This window comes from Francisella salimarina, from assembly GCF_007923265.1.
Lineage (GTDB): Bacteria > Pseudomonadota > Gammaproteobacteria > Francisellales > Francisellaceae > Francisella > Francisella salimarina.
On sequence record NZ_VOJA01000003.1, the window covers coordinates 171,072 to 195,918 of the forward strand.

Consider the following 24,847-nt stretch of genomic DNA (forward strand, 5'->3'; position numbering starts at 1 on the left):
GATTCCTATTAACTATATAATACCTAATTCTTTGGCAGCTTTTGTAAAGCCATCAACAGCTTTATCGATTTGTTCAAAAGTATGGGCAGCAGACATTTGTGTTCTAATTCTAGCTTTACCCTTAGGTACCACTGGATATGAGAAAGCAATTACATATATACCATAATCTAGTAGCTTATCAGCAAATTCAGCTGCTTTTTTCTCATCATATATCATTACAGGAATAATAGGGTGTTCTCCTGGTATTAAATCAAAGCCTGCAGCAGTCATTTTTGATCTAAATCTCTGTTGATTTGCTTGTAATTGCTCTCTTAATTCATTTGAATTTTTAGTTATTTCTAAAGCTTTAATAGATGTTTTAGCTATTATAGGTGCTAAAGCATTTGAGAAAAGATATGGTCTAGAAAGATTTTTAAGTAAATCTACTACTTCTTTTTTAGCACAAATGTAGCCACCTGAAGCGCCACCTAATCCTTTGCCTAGAGTACCAGTTAGGATATCAACTCTACCCATAACATCACAATGTTCAATTGAACCTTTACCATTTTTACCTACAAACCCTGAAGCGTGAGAATCATCAACCATAACAATGGCATTATATTTATCGGCTAAGTCACAAATAGACTTTAGATCAGCAATAATACCATCCATTGAGAAGACACCATCTGTAGCAATCATTTTAAACCTTGCTCCAGCTTGATCAGCTTCTATAAGTTTTGATTCAAGGTCTTGCATATCATTATTGTTATATCTAAAACGCATCGCTTTGCATAATCTAACACCATCAATAATACTAGCATGATTAAGTGAATCACTTATAATAGCATCTTCTTTTGTAAGAAGTGTCTCAAAAAGCCCTGCATTGGCATCAAAACATGATGGATATAGGATTGTATCTTCAAACTCAAAGAACTCACTTAGTTCTTTTTCTAGTTGCTTATGCACAGAGTTTGTACCACAGATAAACCTAACTGATGCCATACCATAACCACATTCTTCAATATGGTTTTTTGCATAAGAAACTATTTCTGGATTATTTGCAAAGCCAAGATAGTTGTTTGCACAGAAGTTAATTAGTGTTTCACCATTTTCTAGATTAATTACAGGTTCTTGTGGAGTAGCTATTATTCTTTCGCTTTTATATGTGCCTGCTTCTTTTATTTCTAGTATTTTATTATTTACATTAGTATAGAAATTATTATTCATGATTAGTTTCCTCTCAAAAAATTAGAATTTAAAATATATTCGACTTTAGAATATTAGCTAATAAACATAAGTTTTAAAACAATTTAATGTCAAATTATATTGTCAATAAATGTTATTTTCTTTTTGCTAGATCGTAATCTGTAAATTTGCGCAAAGAAAACTATTTGAATTATTAATAATTTATTTGTTTTTTATTTCATTATGTAACTATAAATTAATCTTCGTATTCGAGTTTCAGCTATTATTTTTTATCTGGAGCTATTAGTTTTTGATAATTATTTATTTTTGGCTATATGTTATATTGTGTCTCAATAATAATCTAGCAGGACCTTTAAAGAAAAATTAATATTTATTTATGCAAATCATAATAAATAGGTTTTGAAAAAAAATTTGCTTGATTTGCTTGATTTGATAAGCATAAAATGAATCTGTAAGCAATAAACTTACAGTTATTAATGTTTGTATAAGGAGAAATTCATGAACAAAACAAAATTAGTTTCAATGGTATGCGCTTTGATGGGCGTTGGTTCTTTTGCAGTAGCTGAAGCGGCTCCAGTAAATGATGTTAAAACTTATGATTTTAAAGCACCATTTAAGGACTATAATAATAAAATTGTTTTAAGTATTAATAATGTGGCATCTGGTAAAACAGTTGAATTTACAAGTAACTTTAAACCTAAAGCAGGTTGGGGTAATTGTTTTGGTACAACTGTTGATAATGTTAATTTTGATACTACTCAGAATACCAGTGGTGATTTTGTAACAAAAATGACATTAAAAGATGATACTGCATCATTTAACTTTAGCCAGTCATGTGACATCATGGGTACAGACTCTGGTAATGCAGTTGTGCTGCCAGGGGTAGTAGTTCCCATCGTAAGCAGTCTAAAAGTAGATGGTAAAGATCTAGATATTCAAAGACCGTGTGAAAACAATGTCTGTGAGGATCCAACTCCAGGATATACAAATGCTGCATACTACGCACAGTGGGCTGTCTGGGGTCGTAAATATAATCCGTATGATTTCAAATACGATAAGTTAAACACTATAATTTATGCGTTTATAGGGTTTGATAAAAATACTGGTAATATCAAAACATTAGATGCTTCAGCAGACTCATGGGGTCTGTCTGCAGCAGCTAGAGCAGCTAAAAAGTATCCATACTTAAAGTCATTCTTGTCGTTTGGTGGTTGGACTAATAATGGAATTACAACGGCTCCAATGTTTGAAAAGCTAGCTTCTAGTCAGCAAAGTATGCAAAACTTTGCAGATCAGTCGATTGAATTAATGCGTAAGCTTGGTTTTAATGGTATTGATATCGACTGGGAGTGGTGGTCAGATTATGGTAATGATGTGGCGCCAGCTAAGAAGATGTTGGCTTTCTTCAAAGTTCTTCGTACTGAATTGGACAAGGCAGGTAAAGCAGATGGTAAAAAATACTATCTTGCTATAGCTGTGAACGGTGCTAGAAGTCGTATCGAGGCAATGGAAAATCCGAGTAATCCAAATAGCGTATCAGATTTCTGGAAGCAAACTGGTGAGCTGATGGATGAAATCAATATTATGACTTATGACTATCAAGGTGGTTGGGGTACTGGTTTCCCTGCATACTTCCAAGCGTCAACTGATTTCCCTAGTAATACTCCGTATAGTAATAGAGTGTACTCAGCTGGAAAAGGTCCTACTGATGCTGTTGATAATGTTACTGATGTTGCAGCTGATGGAGTAACTCTAGATCAAGCTATTGGTAAAGAAGGTGGTTGGTCAATCAAAGGATCTGTAGATGCGTATATTGCAGCAGGTGTGCCAGCTAAGAAGTTAATTGTTGGTTTACCGTTATATGCTAGATCAATGACGGTTGATAGTGATGTTGATGGTGGTCTATTCCAGACTATTACAGCACCAGGTATTGGTGACTACGAAGCTGGTGTATTTGACTATAAATGTCTAGTGAATCCAGTAAATGATCCTGTAACAGGATGTGGTACAGCTAAGCCTGTTAGTGGTCTATCTAATCTTAAGTATTATGATATTAGTCATAATGTTGATGTATTTAACAAATATGGTAAAGTTGCTATGCAACCTTGGGCATATAGTCCATCAACTAAATCATTTATAACTTATGATGACGTATGGTCTGTAGGTGAAAAGACTAAATATACTAAGAGTAGAAATCTTGGTGGTACTATGTTCTGGCAAGCAGACAATGATTCTACAGATCCAAATAAATCATTAATAAATGCGGTTGCTAAGGTCTATGCATCAGACACAATTAATGTTTCGGTAACAGATATTACAGAAAACTCAGCGACAGTATCATGGAATAAACCAGAATTAGATGGTTCTATTAGATACAAGATAGTAGTTAATGGTGATGTGGTTGCTGAGAATATTACAGCCCTTAATTATGTACTGACTAATTTAGAAAAAGGAACAAGATATAATGTAGAGGTTATCGCAAATACATCTGCTACATCTAGAGAAGATAGTCTAACTTTTGAGACTGTAGGTGCAGAACCAGCTGATGATCAAAACCAAGATCAGAATGATGATCAAAACAATAACGATGATCAAAATCAAGATCAAGGTGATGATCAAAATACTGATAATGGAGCAGCAAATACTTGGACAGCTGATGGAGTATACAACAAAGGCGACAAAGTAGTTATGAATGGTGTAACATATGAAGCGCAATGGTGGACTCAAGGCGAGAATCCTACTCAAACAGGTCAGTGGGGTGTATGGCGTACAGTTTCTGGTCAGACTGATAACCAAGATAATAACCAAAGTGATGACGCGGACCAGGGTAATGATCAAGGAAACACAGATCAAGGTAATACTGATACAAACCAAGGTAATGATAATGATAACTCATCAGCTTCAGGTACTTGGGATGCTACAAAAGTCTATAATAAAGGCGATAAAGTAACTTATAATGGTGTAAGTTATGAAGCACAGTGGTGGACTCAAGGTAACAAGCCTTCTGATGGTGGCGCTTGGAAGAAACCTATTGTAGCTGGTGGTGCTTGGGAGAGTGGCGTTGCTTACTCTGGAGGTCAAACAGTGACTTATCAAGGATCTACATACAAAGCTAAATGGTGGACTCAAGGAGATACTCCGTCAAACAGCAATGTTTGGGAAAAACAGTAATAATCTTTTGTCTAAAAATTCTAAATAATATTATTTCCTATTTCAATATACCTCCTGAATATTCAGTAAGGAGGTTATTTATTTTAAAGATCGTAATAAACTAATTCAAAACACTTAATTTAATAAACTTTTGTTATAATTAAATAAATTAGTCTATCTCGAGAAAATTATGAAAGTAGTTGAAATCAATCATCCTATGGTTAAACATAAATTAGGTCTTATGCGCGCATCGGTGATTAGCACACAAGAGTTTAGAAGATTAACTCAGGAAATAACTAGCTTATTAACTTATGAAGTCACAGCAGGGTTTGAACTTGAAAAAACAGAAATTTTAGGCTGGCAAGGTGAAAATATTGAAGTTGATCAAATTAAAGGTAAGAAATTGACTGTTGTACCTATACTTCGTGCTGGACTTGGTATGATGGATGGAGTGTTTGAGCATGTACCCGCTGCAAAAGTTAGTATGGTTGGTATGTATCGAGATGAAGAAACTGCTAAACCAGTGGCTTATTTTGCTAAACTTTGTGATAAGCTTGATGAGAGAGTGGCACTAATAGTGGATCCAATGTTGGCGACAGGTGGGTCTATGATTGAGACTGTTACATTATTAAAAAAAGCAGGATCAAAAGATATCAAAATTATTACTCTGGTATCTGCGCCAGAAGGTATAGAAGCATTAGCGAATGCTCATCCAGATGTTGAGTTATACACAGCATCTATAGATAGTCATCTAAATGAGAAAAAATATATAATTCCAGGTCTTGGTGATGCTGGGGATAAGATATTTGGAACTAAATAAGTCAAAAAAATAACTAAAAATCTAACTAAAATAATAATTATGTATTATAGTTTATGGTTACTATTAATTTCTTTTAAAAATATATAATGCAAAAGTATCGCTTATTGATTGAGACAGATGACCAAAAAGGCTTGGTTTATAAAGTTTCAAAAATTATCTATGAAAATAATCTCAATGTTGAGAGAAACTCTGAATTCGTTGATAAACAGCATAATAAATTTTTTATGCGTACTGAGTTTTCTGGAGAAGTAAATATTGAGCAAATGCTGGTTGATTTAGAGAGTACTTTACCTACTGATTCAGAGATTAAACTAGTAGATTCTTCTAAGAAAAATATAGTTATCTTGGCTACAAAAGAAATGCATTGCTTAGGGGATTTGCTCATAAAACATGCGGAAGGAAAACTAGATGCGAATATTACCGCAGTAATATCAAACTACGATAATCTTAAGAATCTGGTAGAGAAGTTTGATATCCCATTTGAGTATGTTTCTCATGAGAGGATTTCTCGAGAAGAACATGAGGAAAGAGTCCAAAACATCATAAGAACTTATGATTATGATGTAATTGTACTTGCAAAGTATATGAGAATATTGTCTCCAAATTTTGTTGAGCAATTTCAAGGTAAGTTACTTAATATTCATCATTCATTTTTACCAGCATTTATCGGGGCTAATCCTTATAAGCAGGCTTATGAAAGAGGGGTGAAAATAATTGGTGCAACTAGTCATTTTGTCACAGATGACTTGGATGAAGGACCAATTATAGCTCAGGATATAATTAGGGTAGATCATAATTACTCATGGCAAGACATGCGAGATGCTGGACATGATGTTGAAAAAAATGTCTTATCAACAGCTTTGAGCCTAGTTCTTAATGATAGAATTTTTATTTACAATAATAAAACAGTAATTCTTTAAGAGACTTTGCCCTACAGGTTGTTAATGTAAAGCAAAGTACTAATCTAAAAAGCTAAAATTTATATCAGGAAATTTAATTATAGAAGATAATTGAGAATTTTAGACTGAATTAGTTATAGGCTACTCCTTTGATGCCATCAACCCAAGTCCAGCCTTGATAGTCATCTGAATTTAGAATCCAAGTCATTACACCGCCGTATTGACTATAGTTACCAAGACCACCGTTAGTAATGTCTTTAGTTATATCAGCAGGTTTGTATAATCCTGAACCTGAGCATTCAGCTGTCGCTAAACAAGTTCCTGTTCTGTACTCAGACTCAGATACTGATGGATCTTTAAAGTTTGGTACTCCTAAGACTATCTTTGTTTCTTCTGGTACATAAAATGCGTCAGCAGGTACGCCAGGCATTTTATCGCGTGTTTGAGGGCTTAGTAGCTCAAATGTTTTGGTCAAGAAGCCAACATCTTGTCCTTTAAGTCCAGAGAAGTTAGCACCACCATACTGGTTGTATGTTTGTATAAAGAAAGCGTCAAAGTGAGCATTATTTACAAAGTTTTGAGTATACATAGGTTCAGCAAACTTAGCACTACCACTTGCCCATTGACCGCTTCCATACCAACCTTGTATTTGAGGAGCTGCCGTTAGATACATGTCTTTACCAGTGATGTTTTTGTACTCGGCTCTAGTTGCTTCGATATAGCGTAAGAAGTTTGCATCTATTTTAGCTGATCCAACAGGGTGCTCAACATCTATATCTAAACCATCAAAGTTGTGTTCTGCAATGAATTTACCCATAGCTTTACCAGCAGATACTGCTTTTTCTCCACTCATATCAGGTCTGAAGAAGTTGACTCCTCCACCAATAGCTATTAAAGCAATACCACCTTTTTGATGAATTGTTTCCATTTGAGTAGGCAGCTGGGCAATTAGGCTATCTTCCCATTTAAGTTGCATGTTATCTACCTCAAAAGGACTGTCAAAGAAAACTGTACCGTCAGTATCTTGACCAATAAAAGCATATACTAGTACATTGTAGCCTCTGTCAAGAGCTGTTGAAATCATTTGATTTGTGGTATCTGGTTGACTATACCATGTAGAGTTGTAGCCTTTAACATAACCTACAACAACTCTATCAGGCCAGCCATCTTTTGACGAGCTATTTTCAGTAATTTTTAGTGAGATTTGTTGAGTATCTTGGTTAGCTGTGAAAGATGTTGGAGTCACAGCAAGTTTAAATCCAGCAATTGCGGCTACTGCAATATTCCAAGTATTTCCGTCTTTTGGTACTTCTACAGTAATTGAAGAGTTACTCTTAATATCAACTTCTTTAGTATCACCATTTTCGTTAGTTAGTGTAAGAGTTGTTGCTTTATCTTTTGGCAGGCCTTCTACTGCTATCGAAATACTCTCGGTAGGAACCTGTTTCTTAGCAAATGTAACATCAACTGCTGTTGTATTAAAATTAGTAACAGTTATAGCGTAAGTCTTGCTAGGAGTATAGTTATAACCATTAGTTGTAAAACTACCTATAGTAAGAGTATAGCCTGTACCACTTTCAGATGAAGGGATATGATCTAAAGTTGTAGAGTCATTGATTTTAAGATTGCCATTACTAACAACGTTTCCATTGGTATCTTTAAGAGTATACGTAGCTGTAGGGTTGCCTGTTACTTCCGCTGAGGCATTTATTTTGATAGATCCTTCTTCGGCAGGCTTAGGAGCTGTGTATTCTATATTGACTGTTTTAGAGGCATTTTTAGCAAGAGTGAATGAGGCTGGTGTAGCAGAACCTGTAGCACCATCAATAGCTGGTACACTTACTGTTAAATCTGAGCTATTTCCAACTACAACTTCTAGATTAGTAGTAGAACCCCATTTAGCATTAGTTGATTCTGCTATTTTTTGACCATCTTTTAGGATCTGAACATCTGCTAATTTGTCTTTTGCGATGAAGTCAGGTTTTGCAGGTAGTACTATTGAGACAGTTGCTTTACCTTGTTCAGTTACAGGTCCTTCATTTTTCCATACCCCCCATTGTCCAGATTGGCCAGGATTTTCTCCGCGTGTCCACCATTTAGCAGTATATAAGTTACCATTATATATAGCTTGAGAAGGTTTGGATTTGTCGCTTGGATTGTATACAGTATTCGCATCCCATTGTTGTACTGAATCACCAGGATTTACTGGGTCTGGTGTAGGAGTCGGTTCCGGAGTTGGCTCTGGTGTAGGCTCCGGAGTCGGAGATGGATCATTACCAATAACATCCCAAGCATCAGAACCATATGTTCCACTAGGCTTATATGCAGCAATTTGACACCAACCAGAAGCTGGCCAGCCTTTACACTTATATGTTTTGCCACCATCAGTTACTTGAGAGCCTGCAACATATGACTTTAGGTTTGCAGTAGACCAAGCATCAGTAGCATTAGCTATTGAAAATGATCCTATACCTATCAAAGCACAAACCATAGTAGGTGTTAGTTTAAGTTTATTTTTCATAATGGAATTCTCCTAATACAAGTATTAATAACCGTAAGCGTATTGCTTACAAATTAATTTTATGCTTACGAAATAAAGCTAATCAAGAAAAAAATATTTTTCCTGATGTTTATTATGATTTGCATAAATAAATATTAATTTTTCTTTAAAGCTGGTTATGTATTATTGATTGCGACACAATATAACATATTGTCATAAATTGTTAATTATCAAAAACTAATAGCTGGCTGTAAAAACTAATAGCTAAAATATATATAACTAATGGAATTGTTATATATTTTTAAATGTTATAATTTTGTTCATAAGTAGATTTTTGATTCTTTAGATGCACAAAAAAATATTTTTATTATCTTTACCACTTATACTATCAAATCTAGTTTTACCAATGGTTGGTATTGTCAATACTGCATTAATTGGTCATCTCAGTGACAGCAATTATCTTGCTGCAATAGGCTTAGGAGTTTCAATAATAAATGTTATTTGTTTCATGTTTTCATTTTTTAGAATGAGTTTGACAGGGTTGATAGCTCAGTCATTAAATAATCTTGAAAAGATGCTAGAAATAGTTATAAAGGCCGTGTTAATAGCATTACTAATATCAATAATTGTTTTTAGTCTTAAAAGTGTGATTTTGATTGCTGTATTAAAAATAGTAAATACTTCATTTGATATAAAAATGTTATTAGAAAACTTTTATAATGTTGCTATTTATATTTTGCTTTTTTCATTACTAAATTATATTTTTATTGGTTTCTTTATCGGTGTTGGAAATCCTAGAGTAGTACTTTATAGTTCTATTATCTATATGAGTGTAGCAATAGGGCTGAGCACACTCTTGGTGGTTATTTTAAATTACAATGTTGTTGGTGTAGCAGTTTCTTTAGTTATAGCCTCTGCTAGTTGTAGTATTTATCTGAGTACAAAAATATTTAGATATTTCTATAAATCAGGTAGTTTTAGTATCAAAAAGTTGGTAGATTTTAAGCTCTTAAATTTTGGTAGTTATATGCCTTTTCTTCAACTTAATATAAATATTTTTGTGCGTTCTTTATGTTTATTATTAGCATTTAATTCTTTTTATATATTTTCTTCGAATTACGGGAAAACTATTTTAGCTGCGAATACTATACTTGTAGAAATAGGTATGTTTTTTGCGATGTTTCTAGATGCTCTTGCTAATACAACTGAGTCGTTAGTTGCTCAAGCGTACGTTGATAAAAATACTAGCCTATTGAGAGAAACTATTTACAAAACATTTGTGCAAAGTATGATACTAACTCTGGTTTTATCTATAGTTTATTTTACTTTTAGTGGTTATATAATATCAATCTTTACCGATATTGTAGATGTTAGGATTCAGATAAATAAATATATCATTTTTTCATTTCTTATGCCGTTATTTGCAAGTTTTAGCTTTTGGATAGATGGTGTGTTTGTAGGACTCCTAAAAACTGTAGCAATGAGAAATGCGATGATTTTATCAGCAGGAGTGTATATTGCTTTTGTTTTTTTATTACAACCCTATGAAAATTATGGCTTATGGATTGCGCTAATATTATTCTATATAGCTAGAACAGTATTTTTGATGCCTCCACTAGGTCAGTATATTAAAAAAGGAGTTTAAATGCCGCATATAATCTTAGAAGTACCTCAACAGTTTGATACGGAATTAGCAAAGAAGGTAATAAATTTAGCGCAGCAATTTTTGGTAGAGAAGTTACCAACTAGATTAGAAACCTTTAAAAGTAGAGTTTATAGGTACAGTTTTAGTAGTGTAGCAGGAGATGATAGCTTAGATGTAATCCATGTGCAGATTAAAGTTCTAAAAGGAAGAAAGCCTGAGCATCTAGAAGAAATCTCACAACAATTGAAAGCTAAAATTTGCCAATTATTAAATTCTGAAGTTAATCTAGACAATTATAGTGTAACTTTAGAGTTGATGGAGCTATCTACTGCTTATGCTAATTAATATTTGATTATCGTTATTATTTCACTAATATATACTAAAATCTTTAAACTTAGATATTAGAAAATTAATGAAAAACTATAATAGATTACTATTTTCATCATTAGGTGCTGCTTTTGAGTTCTATGATTTTGCAATATATTCTGTATTTGCTGTAGCTATTGGTAGTAAGTTTTTTGATAAAAGTAGTTCTGTAAGCAATACTTTACTGGTTTTTTTAGTTTATATCGTTGGATATCTTGTGCGTCCTATTGGTGCTTGGGGATTTGGATATATCGCTGATAAGAAGGGTAGAGCATTTGTCTTGAGGCTTAATATGTTCTTACTATTTTTTGCGACTCTAGCATTAGCTTTTTTACCCACGATAGAAAGTATTGGTGTTTTAGCTACTATTTTGTTTGTTGGATTGCGCTGTATACAATCATTGGCAGTAGGTGCTGAGATACCAGTATCAGTAGTATATATTGTCGAGAACTACCCTCAAAGACAAGGCTTTATGACAAGTATAGTGTTTTGTTGTTTGAGTATTGGGATTATGATGACATCACTTGTACTGTTTATATTAAATCATTTTACTAGCCAAAGCTTTATCGAAAATTACGGTTGGCGGATTGGATTTTTAATAGGTGCTTGTTTTACATTTATATTATTTTTCTTGAGAAAAAATATTGTAGATATTCCTAAAGTTACTGAAATGTTAGATAAACCTCGCTCTGAAAACTCTATGTTTATTGTGAAAGTAATTGTTGGTATAGCCTTAGTTGCTTGTATTGCTATGTTAACTACTCAGCTATATATGTTTTTACCTGCGTATAAACAAATGTATGTAGAGTCAAATTATGATATTTCTAGTTTACTTCTAACTGGTTCTATAATTATGGCGGTTAGTTGTTTGTTAGGTGGTTTTATTAGTGATTATGTATCTAAGTCTAAGATGATGGCGCTATTGATTTTGATAAGTATAGCAGTAACCCCAATCTTCTATAAAAATATGATTGCCGGAACTGATGTTTTTGCATGTTTTATTATTTTGTCAATTATAATGGGATTTTTTGCTTCAACATACAATGTGATTATTACAAATTTTTTTAGATTAGAGTATAGATGTCGTGGTTATGGTATTGCCTATAATTTGGGATATCTGATATTTTCTGCAGGTATACCCGCTTTGACAATATCACTTATAGCTACAACTAATAGCCTTTTAGTACCGGTGTATTTAGTTGTATTTGCTGGAGCTGTATCATTTTTTGGGATTGCTACGGCTAGTTGGTTTATGAAAAAGGCTTAAATATCATCGCCGAAGGATCTGATTTGAATTGATTATATAGTTCTATTATATATCTATCGGTCATAGATGATATGTAATCGCTTATTATTCTAGCTTTACCATGAGAGCTATGAGTGTTATAGAATATAGCACCAATATCATCTGGTAGTAGGCTTTCATCCGGAGTTGAGCTAATCAAAATATCAAAAATCTCTGAAATTATCTCTCGACCACGATACCTTAAGACATTAAGTTTAGGTGATTTTATTATTTTAAATAAAATATATTTTTTAAGTACTTCGACTTGTTTTCTAATTTCATTATTTAAATATACCTTTGAAATAATAGGAACTTCTAGGTTTAGGTCTAGCTCAATATTTTGAATGCAACTATTGACTAGTTTTGAGGTTAGTTTTGTACGTAACAAGCTATTATTAGCAATATTTTTTGATATCTTGTATATCTCCGTGCTATCTACATTGAAATCAATATAATCTGAAAATATATCTTTGAGGATATTTTGGATTTCATCCTTGGTTATCTCTAAATCGTTAGGCATTGCATTATAGATTTTGTCTAGAAGCTTGTTATCAATACTTGCCATAGATAGTGGATCTATAAATCCGCCTTTAAGAGCATCTTCGACATCATAAGTTGAATAAGCAATATCATCTGCTACATCCATAATATAACATTCTATAGTTTTGAAGTTTTCTGTAGTTGTTATGCCATAGGGCTCGAGGAGCTTATGTTTGATATCTTCAACTAGTCTTGATTCTTCATTATAGTAGCCCTTCGTAAGCTTACCTAGATCACTAATTGGTGGAATAAGCTGATCATATTTTATAGTTGCTGCGAGAGTTCTATATGTTAGGTTTAAACCAAAAGTTTGCTTCTGATCAATATCTTTTTTCGCAGTATGTGATATTAGTCGTAGCGTCTGAGCATTACTTTCAAAACCACCAAAATTACGCATTTTTTTATTTAAGGCAACTTCACCATTATGACCAAAAGGAGGGTGACCAATATCATGACAGAGTGCTGCTGTTTCAATTAGATCATAATCTAAATTTAGACCATGTTCTGTGTTGAGTTTAACAGCTATAGATTTAGCTATTTGCGCTACTTCTAGAGAGTGAGTAAGCCTATTTCTAAAAAAGTCATTTTCAAAACTAGGGAAAATTTGTGTTTTTGCTTGAAGTCTTCTAAATGATGAAGAGTGGACAACACGAGCATAATCCCTTCTAAAAGGAGAAAAGTTATCTTTTTTTGATATATCATTATTTTGTCTTAGATAATCATTTTCATGATAAAGATTTAATGCCATATATACTCGAATATAATTTGTGATTATATTTAAATATTAGAGTAAATGATTAGATATGCAATATTTTAGTAGTAAGAAAGATAAAGAGATTAAGAATAATTATTCTTGAACATCAAATCTGCCAAGCATCATGACTTTATGCCAAGCTTTTGCAAAGTCGTTTACAAACTTTTGCTCATTACCATTTTCAGCATAAACTTGAGCCACAGCTTTAAGTTCAGAATTTGAACCAAAGATTAGATCTACAGAAGAAGCAGTCCACTTTTGTGCACCAGTTTTTCTATCTATACCGATATACTCACCATTGTTTGTGTCAGATTTTTCCCATTTTGTAGACATATCAAGTAAGTTTACAAAGAAGTTATTATTTAACTGACCTGGAGTTTTGGTAAATACACCTTCTTGAGAGTCATCGTAGTTTACATTTAGTGCACGCATACCACCAACTAATACCGTCATTTCAGGGATATTTAAATTAAGCATACTTGCTTTTTCAACTAATGCCTGAGGTAGTTTATTAGATGCTAGACTACCGTCACTATAGTTTACAAAGCCATCAGCTTTTGTTTTTAGATAGTTGAAAGAAGCAATGTCAGTTTGAGCTTGGGTAGCATCTGTTCTACCTGGTACAAATGGTATCTCTATACTATAGCCAGCCTTTTTAGCTGCTTGTTCAACACCTACATTACCACCTAGTACTATTAAGTCAGCTAATGATACTTTAGTGCCATCAGTTTTGCTATTGTTAAAGTTAGTTTGAATCTCTTTAAGCTTGGCAAGAACAACTTCAAGTTTAGCAGGTTCATTCATTTGCCAATCTTTTTCAGGAGCTAAAGCAATTCTTGCACCATTTGATCCACCTCTATAGTCGGTTTTACGATAAGTAGAAGCTGAATCCCAAGCAGTTCTTATAAGTTGTTGATTTGTTAATCCAGAGTTTATGATATCTTGCTTAAGTTGAGCGATATCTTGAGCTGATACTTGCTTGTAGTCAGCAACTGGTACAGGATCTTGCCATATAAAGTTTTGTTCAGGAATCCAAGGACCTATATATCTAGATTTTGGACCCATATCTCTATGAGTCAGTTTAAACCACGCCTTAGCAAACTCCTCTTTGAATTCTTCAGGATTCTTATAGAATTCTTCAGCATATTTATTAAATATTGGATCTTCTTTTAGTGCTAAGTCTGTTGTAAACATAATAGGCTTATGTTTTACTCCTGGCTTATGAGCATCAGGAACCATATTTTCTGGCTTAGCATCTGTAGGAGTCCATTGGTGAGCTCCAGCAGGACTATGAGTTTTTTCCCAATTTAGATTATACAAGTTATGTAGGAAGTCATGGTTCCAGAAAGTCGGTGTAGAAGTCCAAGAACCTTCAAGACCACTACCCATGGTGTCATCACCATTACCTGTACCATAACTGTTATGCCAGCCTAGACCTTGCTGTTCAATAGGAGATTTATCTGGAGCAGGACCAATATCTTTTTTGATATCTTTTTCAGGAACTGCACCATGAGTTTTACCAAATGAATGTCCACCAGCAATAAGAGCTACAGTTTCTTTATCTGTCATGCCCATACCGCCAAATGCTTGACGAATATCGCTAGCAGCACCTTTGATATCCGGTTTACCATCTGGCCCCTCTGGGTTTACATATATTAGTCCCATTTGTGTTGCTGCATAAGCTGGAGCAAGTTTGCCATTTTTGACATTGCTAGACATTAGCTCTTCAGGAGATACCCCCCAGTTTGTATCATCACCTTGCCAATCATCTTCTCTACCAAAGGCAAAACCAATCGGCTGCATACCCATAGATTCTAGAGAAACTGTACCAGCTAGAACAATTAGATCTGACCAAGATACAGCATCACCATATTTCTGTTTGATTGGCCATAAAAGCTGTCTTGCTTTATCAAGGTTAACATTATCAGGCCAGCTATTTAGAGGAGAAAATCTTTGCTGACCACGATTAGCACCACCACGACCATCTACTACTCTGTAAGTACCCGCATCATGCCAAGATAGTCTAATAAAAAATGGCCCATAATTACCAAAGTCAGCTGGCCACCAGTCTTGAGATTGGGTTAAAAGATTTTGCATATCTTTCTTAAGCTGTTCTGTATCTAGCTTTTTAAAAGACTGATGATAGTTGTAATTTTTTCCCATTGGACTATCGAGTTTATTCAAATTGCGAAGTGGAGATAAATCTACACTTTGAGGCGTAGCTGTTTCGGTATTTTTGTCATCAGCAATAGCACTACTGGTTGCTAATAGCATACCTGACATTCCTAATGCCGTTACAATTTTTTTTAGCATGGTGATTTCCTTACTATAAAGTTAACTATTAATACAAGATTTTTCTTATATTCTCTAAATTAAACCAAATCCTATGTTTAAAATAAAATTAAGGTCTACAAGTGATTGTATGTAAATGAAAAAGTCTAGTCAAATAGTATATGGTTATAAGCTCTATAACAAATTCTTATAGATAGAAAATAAATAGTAATTTAGATGTTTTTGGAAAATTATATTTATTTGATACATGCATGCGTATAAGATCCTACCCATTTTCTAGTATATCCTGATTTACATGAACAGACCAAGTGCGCATGATTATTATGTAATCCTTTTGTTGGATCACATCCTTCTAAGTACATATAGGTTGTATCATGAACACCATTAGGATGAGGACATCTTGCACTTACAAATCCACCGTAACGATCTCCAGGATTACCTGTTAGGCTTATATATGCCCAATCGCATCTTCCTGGGGATGATCCTGATACTCCTCCCCAAGAGCCACTAGGACTATTGACTAATTCTACAGCATCAATATATCTTTGATTATTGATAGTTGCTTGATCTAAATCACTTTGAGTACCACATTTTAAATTACCATACTCTTGATATGGTATTCCACCAGCTGCTTTGCATTCAGATAAGTTTATGCTCGATGTAGTATAAAAAGTTGGTAGCTCACGAAGTCGTATATGCGTAGTTGGAAAGGTGCATGATATATTATATTTAATATTTTCTGTTCCATAAGAGTATTCTAATAGTTCACATCTTCCCGTATTTGTTAAAACTCCATTTTTTAGAGCAAAGCAAGTAGAGCAAGTTATAATAAATAAAACAATAGATATACCATAATTTTTCATATTTTATCTTCCTACAAATTTTTATTTAGGCCAAGTATCACAATAACTCAGAATTTCCTGTGCTGTCTGTCCATTATAAGTATTGCCTAGACTACTCCATGCTCCCCATTTTCCAGAATATAAAGGATCTTCAAACTTATTTTCCCATTTAGCTGAATAAAAAGTTCCATTTCTAATTACAATATCATTTGCCATATATGTAATAGAATCATGCCACTTATATATGTCGTCTACTTTCCATACATTGCTATTATATGGATCAAAACCTTTACTAGCCCACCATTTATTAACAAATCGTTTACCATCAAATATGACTTTTATAGAGGTATCTCCATATGTAATATTGCCACTATATGGTACAACCCAATCTGAATTAGGTGGGGTATATATTCTCCAACTACTATCATTAAAAGGAGATCTCGTTGTCCAATATTGAGCTATAAACAATTGATTGTTTTCATAACATATGTCCCCTGTATTATATTGGTTGCCATTAATACATTGTTTATATATCGATGTATCAATGCTTGGATATGCACCATTACAGTTTAGATATTCTTGAGCTAATATATTGTTTGAATATGGAGAGGTAATTTCATCTCTATACGGAAAAATTATATTATATGGCTTAATATCTGTAGCGCTCATTCCGGCAATAACTTGCCCTTGCAATTCTGTAGGCAATTGATCGATTTCATCTTGTGTTAGTGTTGAGCCAAGATTTTCCCAGTGTCGTGTATTATTCGGAGATTTATTTTTGCTATTACTTGTTTTTTGAAAAAACTCTCCATTATATATGACAACTTCTCCTTTAGCATATTTATCAATATTTTTACTAAAACCATATATACCATTAACTTGCCAACCACTGTTACTATTACTTGGATCTTGATTTTCACCATCTTGAGTATTTTCAAACAAAATACTATCATATACGACTAGATCTCCCACGCTATAGTAGGCACCTTGTGTATATGGAGCCACCCAATCAGGATCAGGATAATAAACTCTCCAATTAGCAGCATTTTCAAATGGTAGTCCTTGAGCATTATTTGTATGAGCTATAAATAGTATTCCATCCTCATGGCATATATTTCCTTTATTATATATTTCTCTAGCAATACACATTGGGAAATTTAAAGGATTTGGATATCTAGCATCTTCATAATTTATGTCAGTATCTTCCTCAATAGGTACACACTCTAAAGCAGATATATCAGCAATAAAATCGTCTAAAGAAGATTTTATAATACAACCTTGGGAAGAGTTTATATTATATACTCCAATTGATACTTCCCAAACTCCGTTATTTAACAACCATCCTTGTGATAAATTAAATATGCCAGTGAAATTTGATGGTAAATTAAGGTAATGTTTTGATCCATCAGTATTTGTAAAAGTAAGTTCATTATCATTGTTAATAGATAAATCTCCTATGTACCCAACATCTGCATTAGTAAGAGTATCATTTGAATTAAGCTGTATTTGTGATAGAGCATGATAATCTACAGCTGGAATATTTAGTGAAATTGAAGATCGGTCTATAACATTATCTTGGCTTATATATTTGTTACTAATTACTCTAATATTTACGTTTTTCTCGTAATTATTTATAGTTAGTTTTATATAGTAGTCTAACGCTCTTGTCGTATATCCATCACCTGCTAAAATAAAAGGTTTTACTTGTAAGCTGGCTTCATTTAAGTCACTATTTGTAGTTTCATAAAAATATTTACCACTTTCTATATCTCTATATTCTGCAATCTTAGGAAGTATTAGATTTTCTGAATAATCAAAAGAACTATTTGCTATACTGTTGGTAAATGCTTCTTGCATAGAAGACATTTTATGGATTTTTTCTGTTTGATTCTTGCTTAATACTGAGTTTGAATATGAAATATTAAATAGTGTATAGCTTACAAGTAACATAATAGTCGCTATGCTTATAGCTGCTATTAAAGCTACCCCTTGTTGTGATTTCGCTAGTTTAATATTACGTCTCATTTTAAAATGGTCCACCAACTTCGTTAAAAGAGATTATGGCTTCTTGTTCTTTGCCATCTAATAAATAGTTTATTTTTATTCCTTTTACTTCTCTATTCCACAATCTTTTATATTGATCATTTGCATTTTGTTCTGGAGCAACTCTTTGCCACGTGTTATTCAAGTTATAACTTATCTGTAGATCAGAAACACCTTTAAGTAGTATTTGTTCGCTAACTTTATTGCTTCCTGTATAAAATATCTCATATAATGCATATTCTTTTTGACCAGTATCTCGAATGTATATGATTTTGAAACTATAATCTGTATATAATACCGAGCCAGATGGAAAACTATGATCTATCTTTTTAGATAAGTGAATGAGGTTATCATTATCAGTAGCAGTTTCACTAGCACTTAATAGTGTTTCTTCTTGTCCATCTGTTAACATCATAAATGTACCACTTTCAACACTAGAGGTATTATCATCAACTAATCTTAAGATACTTTGATCGCCACTAGATATAGGAGATGTTAGAGTTTGTGGTGAATCAATCGTTTGAAGGACTAAGATGTCTGTTCCAATTTGTACATTAGTAGGATAATCTTTATCACTAATTAATGGAGCTTGTTGTGCATAAATTAGGGGATAATCAAAGGGGTTAATTTCTAGGGTTTGATCTACGGAGACATTTTTTTTTATTAAAAATGAACAAATCATATTACCACTAATATAAGAATTATTTATTAAGTTTTGAAAAATAGCTCTTGCTTCAATATTTCTATTAAATGTATTAAATTTTTCTATAGAGGATTTATAGCCTGTATGCATTTGATAGAGACTTTGTATAATTAATGTTGATACAAATATCATAATTGTAATAGTAAGAAGAACTTCTATTAGTGATATTCCTTTATGTTTTTTTGAATAAATCATTTAAATATTTAAACTCATTTTTAAATTAGGATCATTTTTACTTTGAAATATCCAGGTACTTCCTGATATTTGAATATCAATATTATTTGTAGGAGTAGTATCTAAACTTCCAGTTATAATAAATTCATTAAATCTATTGTTAATAAGATTTGTTAAATTTTTATTTTTATTTATAGAGTTTACGGTATTAAAAGTTTTATATAATGCAAATTCAAAAGCTAGTATACTTGAGCATATAATAGTCATGGCAACAATTAATTCAACAAAGGAAAGTCCTTTTATATCTTTATGTCTTAAAGAATTATTAAGCATTTTACACTATCTCAGTAATTTAAATAAACTATGTATTAATTTAATATTCAATATTATATTTTAAATTTTAAATTTTGCAAATTTATTATTAATATTGTACTTTTATAAGTTGACAAATTTGAAATTTTATTATGTTATAATTTTAATGTTAATACGTATTTTTTATAAAAATAATTAATTTTTAATTAATAAGTGCTGTTCTGAAAAAATTAAATTAGCAGATAAATAATTAAAATATAAAAAGCATATTTAGGAGTTTAATCAAAAAATGAGAATAATATATAGAATTTTTATTATAAACATATTATTGATAATAATTCCTAATATGGTGCTTGCATTTGTAAAGATTAATTTTGTTCCTACTGATAGTGGAATGTATAATCTAATAACAAAAAAGGAATCTTCTTCAGTCATAAACTTACAGTTAACATCTTTACAAAATGATCAATATAGTAATATGGGATCATCTGTTTCAATAGATACGGGCATTACTTTAAACAATATTGTGACTATTCCAATATCAATTAATAATAATCAGTTTATAGATAAAGTGATAGTAATTCCAATGGAGTCTGGTACTTCAGGTGATAAGTTTTCATCTATTGATATATTAGATGCTGATTTACAAAATCTTAATACTTCTATAGTAGCAACTTCAGAAATTAACTCTATTCCTATTATTATAAAAAATAATAAGGGTATCTTTCTTATATATGCATCTCATGAAAATTCTAATAATGATACTTTAAAAATTTATGAAATAAATATAGATAATAATTCACTCTCTGAGATACTATCAGTAGATAGTTATGAGAACATAAGTAAAATAATACCTTTGGATGAAAATACTCTAGTAATTATTGAGAAAAAATTTGATTTTTCTGTAGTTGCATACGTATATAGTATTTCTAAGCAAGAAGCTGTATATAGTCATGCATTAACAACAGATTCGAATGTAAGGGTTGAGTATGACCCTAATATGTATAAAACTAGTATAGTATCTGATTTAGATGATATAAATATAACTAATGCTCCATCACCATTTGGGATTACAAAAATATATTAAATATTACAAGCATCATTATTTAGAGGATCTTCGATGCTAATATTTCCTGTAGAATTAATTAATATTCTCTTATAGGCATCATTTTTTTGACATAATGTTAGAGTTCCATCTAAACTATGGCCTTTTCCTTTTATTTTTATAAATGATGTAGTTGGAAAGCGACTCCATTGATAATAAAAATTTGGGTTAGGTGTCTCAACATGTCCAAGTAAATAGTCATCTTTAGAATTATACTCACTTGTTCCATCGTTACTGATAAAAGAAATGATAAATTTGCCTGTCCATAAATTATTTGTATCGCAAGTTATGCCATTATTTGAGGAGCAAATAACCGCATCTTTATTATTTTGTAGTCCAGATATCCTTGCTTTTTTCATTAGAGTATAAATTTCATTAATCTGATTGTTTTGATAGTATTTATCCATTTTAAAATAACTAATAGTAGCTATAGCAAGTATTATTGTGATTACGAGTACTACTAATAATTCAACTAATGAGTAAGCATTAATATATTTTTTTATCATATTCTTATTTAAATGAGATAAAAGAAATGCTTTAAATCATAGCATACATTAAGTAAATATTTTATTAATTTAATATGTGTTTAAGATAAATTATGATTAATATAATTTATATTGTAATGGGTTCTGCAATTGATAATCTTATATTCTACAGTCCACCAGTGATATCAATAATAGTACCGGTGCAGTAGTTTGCACCATCTGATAATAACCAAATAACTCCACTAGCAATCTCTTCAGGATAACCACCTCTTTTAAGCGGGATTTTGTGTTTGATTTTATCAACTCTAGCAGCATCACCAGATAGTTTATGGATATCTGTATATGTAGAGCCAGGTCTTATACAGTTTACAAGGATTCCTTCATCAGCTAGTTCTTTTGATAAACCTTTTGTAAAAGTATCAATTGCACCTTTGGTACAAGCGTAATCTATATACTCATTAGGCGAGCCTGAGCGAGATGCACCAGATGATATATTAATAATCTTACCACCGCTATAACCATATTTTTGCGACATATTTTTTATAGCATGTTTTGCACATAGAATATTCCCAATAGCATTTACTTGGAATACTTTTTGTAAACGATCAATACTCATATCCTCTAGACGGGAAGTATGAAAAATCGTACTAGCGTTATTTATAAGCGCATACATGGAGCCGTGGTCAGATATAAACTCATCAAACATTTTTTTGATATCTTCTTCATTTGCTATATCAGCACAATATGTTGATATATTGATATTGTAGCTAGATAGCTGAGTTTTTAGCTTATCAATATTCTCATGATTTTTATTATAATGTAAACCAACATTATAACCAGCTTTTGCTGCAGCTAATGCGATGGCAGATCCAATTCCACCATTAGCACCTGTTATTAAAATATTTTTAGTCATTATTAAAGCTCAATAAATTATTTTATCGTAATTCTAGCAGATGCCCTCAAGCAAGTCTCTTTCTACAGTAATAGCAGCTTGTTTTTGTGAGTCCTTGAGGTTATTAATCAATATTGAGAATATATATTGCTTATCATTAGTGTAAAGATATCCAGATAGAGAAACTGAAGTTGTTCCGGTGCCGGTTTTTGCATAAACTTTGCCTTTTAATATGATGCTTGAGCGATTTTTAAGTGTACCGGTTTCTCCATATATTGGTAGTAGACTCCTAAAAAGCTCAAAACTCTTATGCTGAGATATCTGTTGTAATAGATTACTAATAAAATCAGCTGATAATAAATCATTATCTGACATTCCAGCACCATCTTCAATTTGAATTTGACTAGTGTCAATTTTAAGCTTACTTTTTAGTATTTCACCAATAGCATTTTTGCCGGATACGATACTTCCGACTTGATTATACTTATAGCCTATAGTTCTTGTGATTGTCTGAGCATAAAGATTATCGGATACTAAAAGCATATGTTTTAGCAACTTTGTTAGATTAGCTGATTTATGATCTGCTAAAAATATTAGATTTTTTGGAAGTTTATTTGTGACTTTTATTTGTTTGGATGATGAAATTTTAAGCTGTGCAAGTTGAGCTAAGACAGCTTGTTGCATATGTCGTTGAGGATTTTCTATGGCAAAGCTAAAGGTATAGTTGTTTAATGGTAGGCAACCACTAAGAACAAGTTTATGATCCACATAATTAGAGCTAAATTGGCAAGTCTTTAGTTGCTCTGGTTTAGCTACAACTAACTTATTCATAAAATTAATTGTCTCACCATCAGTTTGCTTTATTTTGAAGGAGTTAGAGCTTGGTGTAAGTTGAAGGGTTATTGCATTTTCATTCAAGTTATATATTGAGCTTGGGGCTCCGTAACCAAATATAGAACTAGTATTGCTTTGATTGATGGGTGTATCACGCCCTTTAAAGTAGCGGTTTACAAAGTAGATATTCTTTATGCTGAGGATATGTTTTTTTTGTAAGCTCATTAAAAGTTTATTCAAGTCCCTGGTAGTAAAACTTGGGTCACCTGAAAACTCAATATAGAGATTGTTAATGGTATGATTATTAATATAATCATAATATATAGCAGTTGAGTATTTAAAGTGTTTACCAAGAAATAGTAATCCTGAGATGCCCGTTAATAATTTAGTGTTACTAGCGGGCATGAAGTTTTTGTTAGAGTCTTTTGAAAAAATAACGGCTTTATTCTGAGAGTCAATAATTTTGATCCCAATTAGTGCTGATTCAAGATTATGATATTTTATTGAGTTATTTAGTTTTTCATTTAACTCTTCAGAGTTAAATGAGAATGCTAAGTGAATTGTTAGTATGAAAAATAAGAATGATTTAAATATTTTTGTAGACATTAAAGTCTTTGTATTTAACTTTCAGAAGCTTGATTATAACTAAGATTCCAGCAGATAGCTAATAATGCAGTAGCAATTACACAAGAGCCTAATAAGAATATAAATACAGCATCCCAACCTAGCATAGTTGCGATAATACCAATCACTGCTTGAGCTCCAACTGTACCTAAGAAATAGCCAAACAATCCTGTGAATCCAGCTGCAGTACCACCAGCTTTTTTAGGCACTAAGTCCAAGGCTAATATTCCTATCAAAGCAACAGGTCCGTAGATAAGTACACCCATAGCAGATAATGAAAGTAGTAATACCCAAGCAGTATCACTGTACCAGTATACAAACAAAGCACCCATAAATAAAAGCATACATATCACACCCATAGGAGCTCTACGACTACCAAAATATTTATCTGTTATCCAGCCAATTATTATAGTTCCTGGAATCGCAGGTAACTCAAATAATGCAAATCCCAAAAGTCCCGTTGTTGTTGACATGTGTTTAACATGAACAAGGTAATATGTTGACCAGCTTAAAAGACCATATCTAGCACAATAAACAAAAGCATTTGCAAATGCAATTAGCCAAACCCATTTATTATTTAGGACATATTTAAAGAAGATTTCTTTAGCTGAAAACTCTTGTTCATGATGAGCTTCTGAAGTTGTATAGCCTTTGTATACTTCTATAGCTGGTAAACCCACTGATTGAGGAGTATCTGCACCAAAAATTAGAACTAATATTGATACAAATATACACATTGCACCAGCAACATAAAAAAGACCGTGCCAGTTATCATTGAATATTAGTAGACCAATAGGTACAACCGCAATAGCTAAAAATCCTGCTCCGACATTATGAGCAGTATTCCAGATTCCCATTTTTGTGCCGCGCTCATTAGCACAGAACCAGTGTGTCATAATACGTGCACATGCTGGCCATCCCATACCTTGCACCCAACCATTGATAAGCATAGCAATGAATAACACAAGTACGCCTAATGATAATAAGCTAGGTAATATTAGGTTTATAAGCCCTGTGATAAATAATCCAATAGCCAAAAATATCTTTGCATTACTTCTATCTGAGATATTTCCCATCAAAAATTTACTTATACCATAAGCTATACCTAAACCCGCTCCAATTAGTCCAAGCTCATCTGGAGTTAAGGTTGTAATATATTGTTTTGATACATCGAAACTACTACGACCAAAATAGTATGTGAAATAACCTATATAGGCTACCAAAAACATTCTTAGGCGCCAATGAGGGTATGCTTTTTGAATTTGCTCTTTAGCTAATAAAGGCAGAGCTTTCGCAGGTTTAAGAAAATTCATCGTTAATTAGTAAATATTAAACAATAATAGCTTGCTAGTTTAGTTTAAATTTTGGTATTCGGCAATATAAATTAACTGTTTAAT

General features: G+C 32.3%; 19 protein-coding genes. 7 read left to right on the plus strand and 12 right to left on the minus strand.

Features of this window, described 5'->3' with window-relative positions:
* Positions 1–12: 12 nt before the first annotated feature.
* Complete coding sequence (locus FQ699_RS03200) at positions 13–1,206, minus strand: glycine C-acetyltransferase (RefSeq protein ID WP_146421098.1); 1,194 nt, start codon at positions 1,204–1,206, stop codon at positions 13–15.
* Positions 1,207–1,683: 477 nt separating this feature from the next.
* Here FQ699_RS03200 and FQ699_RS03205 point away from each other — a divergent pair, with 477 nt between their 5' ends.
* The 3 genes from FQ699_RS03205 to purU all read left to right on the plus strand — a co-directional run bounded on the left by FQ699_RS03205 (position 1,684) and on the right by purU (position 6,075).
* Positions 1,684–4,356 (plus strand): glycosyl hydrolase family 18 protein, encoded by a 2,673-nt coding sequence (locus FQ699_RS03205; RefSeq protein ID WP_146421099.1) that lies wholly within the window; start codon positions 1,684–1,686, stop codon positions 4,354–4,356.
* 169 nt (positions 4,357–4,525) lie between these two features.
* On the plus strand, positions 4,526–5,155 hold the full coding sequence (upp, locus tag FQ699_RS03210; RefSeq protein ID WP_146421100.1) for a uracil phosphoribosyltransferase: 630 nt from the start codon (positions 4,526–4,528) through the stop codon (positions 5,153–5,155).
* Between the two features lie 86 nt (positions 5,156–5,241).
* Positions 5,242–6,075, plus strand: a complete 834-nt coding sequence (gene purU / locus FQ699_RS03215) for a formyltetrahydrofolate deformylase (protein ID WP_146421101.1) — start codon at positions 5,242–5,244, stop codon at positions 6,073–6,075.
* A gap of 109 nt (positions 6,076–6,184) precedes the next feature.
* On the opposite strand, the gene FQ699_RS09880 is transcribed toward purU, so the two are convergent.
* On the minus strand, positions 6,185–8,575 hold the full coding sequence (locus tag FQ699_RS09880; protein ID WP_146421102.1) for a glycosyl hydrolase family 18 protein: 2,391 nt from the start codon (positions 8,573–8,575) through the stop codon (positions 6,185–6,187).
* Between the two features lie 325 nt (positions 8,576–8,900).
* Between FQ699_RS09880 and FQ699_RS03225 the strand changes: the two genes are divergently transcribed.
* From FQ699_RS03225 to FQ699_RS03235, 3 genes are all read left to right on the plus strand, one after another.
* A complete protein-coding gene (locus tag FQ699_RS03225) occupies positions 8,901–10,199 on the plus strand; it encodes an MATE family efflux transporter (protein ID WP_146421103.1) in 1,299 nt (432 codons plus the stop codon).
* Entirely contained in the window at positions 10,200–10,544 is a 345-nt protein-coding gene (locus FQ699_RS03230; protein ID WP_146421104.1) for a tautomerase family protein, read from the plus strand.
* A gap of 67 nt (positions 10,545–10,611) precedes the next feature.
* Complete coding sequence (locus tag FQ699_RS03235) at positions 10,612–11,832, plus strand: MFS transporter (protein WP_146421105.1); 1,221 nt, start codon at positions 10,612–10,614, stop codon at positions 11,830–11,832.
* Here FQ699_RS03235 and dgt read toward each other — a convergent pair.
* From dgt to FQ699_RS03265, 6 genes are all read right to left on the minus strand, one after another.
* Complete coding sequence (gene dgt, locus FQ699_RS03240) at positions 11,816–13,138, minus strand: dGTP triphosphohydrolase (RefSeq protein WP_146421106.1); 1,323 nt, start codon at positions 13,136–13,138, stop codon at positions 11,816–11,818. The genes FQ699_RS03235 and dgt overlap by 17 nt on opposite strands.
* Positions 13,139–13,237: 99 nt before the next feature.
* Positions 13,238–15,457, minus strand: a complete 2,220-nt coding sequence (gene katG, locus FQ699_RS03245; RefSeq protein ID WP_146421107.1) for a catalase/peroxidase HPI — start codon at positions 15,455–15,457, stop codon at positions 13,238–13,240.
* 215 nt (positions 15,458–15,672) lie between these two features.
* Positions 15,673–16,299, minus strand: a complete 627-nt coding sequence (locus FQ699_RS03250; protein WP_146421108.1) for a hypothetical protein — start codon at positions 16,297–16,299, stop codon at positions 15,673–15,675.
* A 21-nt stretch (positions 16,300–16,320) separates the two neighbouring features.
* Positions 16,321–18,303 carry a hypothetical protein gene (locus FQ699_RS03255; RefSeq protein ID WP_146421109.1) on the minus strand — a complete coding sequence of 661 codons (1,983 nt, stop codon included), beginning with the start codon at positions 18,301–18,303 and terminating at the stop codon, positions 16,321–16,323.
* 1 nt (position 18,304) lies between these two features.
* Entirely contained in the window at positions 18,305–19,219 is a 915-nt protein-coding gene (locus tag FQ699_RS03260; protein WP_146421110.1) for a pilus assembly FimT family protein, read from the minus strand.
* Positions 19,220–19,531: a hypothetical protein gene (locus FQ699_RS03265; RefSeq protein WP_146421111.1), complete on the minus strand. Its 312-nt coding sequence runs from the start codon at positions 19,529–19,531 to the stop codon at positions 19,220–19,222.
* A gap of 268 nt (positions 19,532–19,799) precedes the next feature.
* Between FQ699_RS03265 and FQ699_RS03270 the strand changes: the two genes are divergently transcribed.
* The gene (locus FQ699_RS03270; RefSeq protein WP_146421112.1) at positions 19,800–20,597 is read left to right on the plus strand and encodes a hypothetical protein; all 798 of its coding nucleotides are present in this window, start codon (positions 19,800–19,802) and stop codon (positions 20,595–20,597) included.
* Here FQ699_RS03270 and FQ699_RS03275 read toward each other — a convergent pair.
* The 4 genes from FQ699_RS03275 to FQ699_RS03290 form a co-directional block, all read right to left on the minus strand.
* Positions 20,594–21,121, minus strand: coding sequence for a GspH/FimT family protein (locus FQ699_RS03275; RefSeq protein ID WP_146421113.1), 528 nt, complete (start codon positions 21,119–21,121; stop codon positions 20,594–20,596). The genes FQ699_RS03270 and FQ699_RS03275 overlap by 4 nt on opposite strands.
* Positions 21,122–21,266: 145 nt before the next feature.
* The gene (locus FQ699_RS03280; protein WP_146421114.1) at positions 21,267–22,013 is read right to left on the minus strand and encodes an SDR family oxidoreductase; all 747 of its coding nucleotides are present in this window, start codon (positions 22,011–22,013) and stop codon (positions 21,267–21,269) included.
* 33 nt (positions 22,014–22,046) lie between these two features.
* Positions 22,047–23,432, minus strand: coding sequence for a D-alanyl-D-alanine carboxypeptidase/D-alanyl-D-alanine endopeptidase (gene dacB / locus FQ699_RS03285; protein ID WP_146421115.1), 1,386 nt, complete (start codon positions 23,430–23,432; stop codon positions 22,047–22,049).
* A 14-nt stretch (positions 23,433–23,446) separates the two neighbouring features.
* Positions 23,447–24,763 carry an MFS transporter gene (locus FQ699_RS03290; RefSeq protein ID WP_146421116.1) on the minus strand — a complete coding sequence of 439 codons (1,317 nt, stop codon included), beginning with the start codon at positions 24,761–24,763 and terminating at the stop codon, positions 23,447–23,449.
* Positions 24,764–24,847 lie beyond the last annotated feature (84 nt).

Coding starts and splice junctions, on each gene's coding strand:
- FQ699_RS03200 (WP_146421098.1), bottom strand. CDS start 1,206: ATGAATAATAATTTCTATACTAATGTAAATAATAAAATACTAGAAATA.
- FQ699_RS03205 (WP_146421099.1), top strand. CDS start 1,684: ATGAACAAAACAAAATTAGTTTCAATGGTATGCGCTTTGATGGGCGTT.
- upp (WP_146421100.1), top strand. CDS start 4,526: ATGAAAGTAGTTGAAATCAATCATCCTATGGTTAAACATAAATTAGGT.
- purU (WP_146421101.1), top strand. CDS start 5,242: ATGCAAAAGTATCGCTTATTGATTGAGACAGATGACCAAAAAGGCTTG.
- FQ699_RS09880 (WP_146421102.1), bottom strand. CDS start 8,575: ATGAAAAATAAACTTAAACTAACACCTACTATGGTTTGTGCTTTGATA.
- FQ699_RS03225 (WP_146421103.1), top strand. CDS start 8,901: ATGCACAAAAAAATATTTTTATTATCTTTACCACTTATACTATCAAAT.
- FQ699_RS03230 (WP_146421104.1), top strand. CDS start 10,200: ATGCCGCATATAATCTTAGAAGTACCTCAACAGTTTGATACGGAATTA.
- FQ699_RS03235 (WP_146421105.1), top strand. CDS start 10,612: ATGAAAAACTATAATAGATTACTATTTTCATCATTAGGTGCTGCTTTT.
- dgt (WP_146421106.1), bottom strand. CDS start 13,138: ATGGCATTAAATCTTTATCATGAAAATGATTATCTAAGACAAAATAAT.
- katG (WP_146421107.1), bottom strand. CDS start 15,457: ATGCTAAAAAAAATTGTAACGGCATTAGGAATGTCAGGTATGCTATTA.
- FQ699_RS03250 (WP_146421108.1), bottom strand. CDS start 16,299: ATGAAAAATTATGGTATATCTATTGTTTTATTTATTATAACTTGCTCT.
- FQ699_RS03255 (WP_146421109.1), bottom strand. CDS start 18,303: ATGAGACGTAATATTAAACTAGCGAAATCACAACAAGGGGTAGCTTTA.
- FQ699_RS03260 (WP_146421110.1), bottom strand. CDS start 19,219: ATGATTTATTCAAAAAAACATAAAGGAATATCACTAATAGAAGTTCTT.
- FQ699_RS03265 (WP_146421111.1), bottom strand. CDS start 19,531: ATGCTTAATAATTCTTTAAGACATAAAGATATAAAAGGACTTTCCTTT.
- FQ699_RS03270 (WP_146421112.1), top strand. CDS start 19,800: ATGAGAATAATATATAGAATTTTTATTATAAACATATTATTGATAATA.
- FQ699_RS03275 (WP_146421113.1), bottom strand. CDS start 21,121: ATGATAAAAAAATATATTAATGCTTACTCATTAGTTGAATTATTAGTA.
- FQ699_RS03280 (WP_146421114.1), bottom strand. CDS start 22,013: ATGACTAAAAATATTTTAATAACAGGTGCTAATGGTGGAATTGGATCT.
- dacB (WP_146421115.1), bottom strand. CDS start 23,432: ATGTCTACAAAAATATTTAAATCATTCTTATTTTTCATACTAACAATT.
- FQ699_RS03290 (WP_146421116.1), bottom strand. CDS start 24,763: ATGAATTTTCTTAAACCTGCGAAAGCTCTGCCTTTATTAGCTAAAGAG.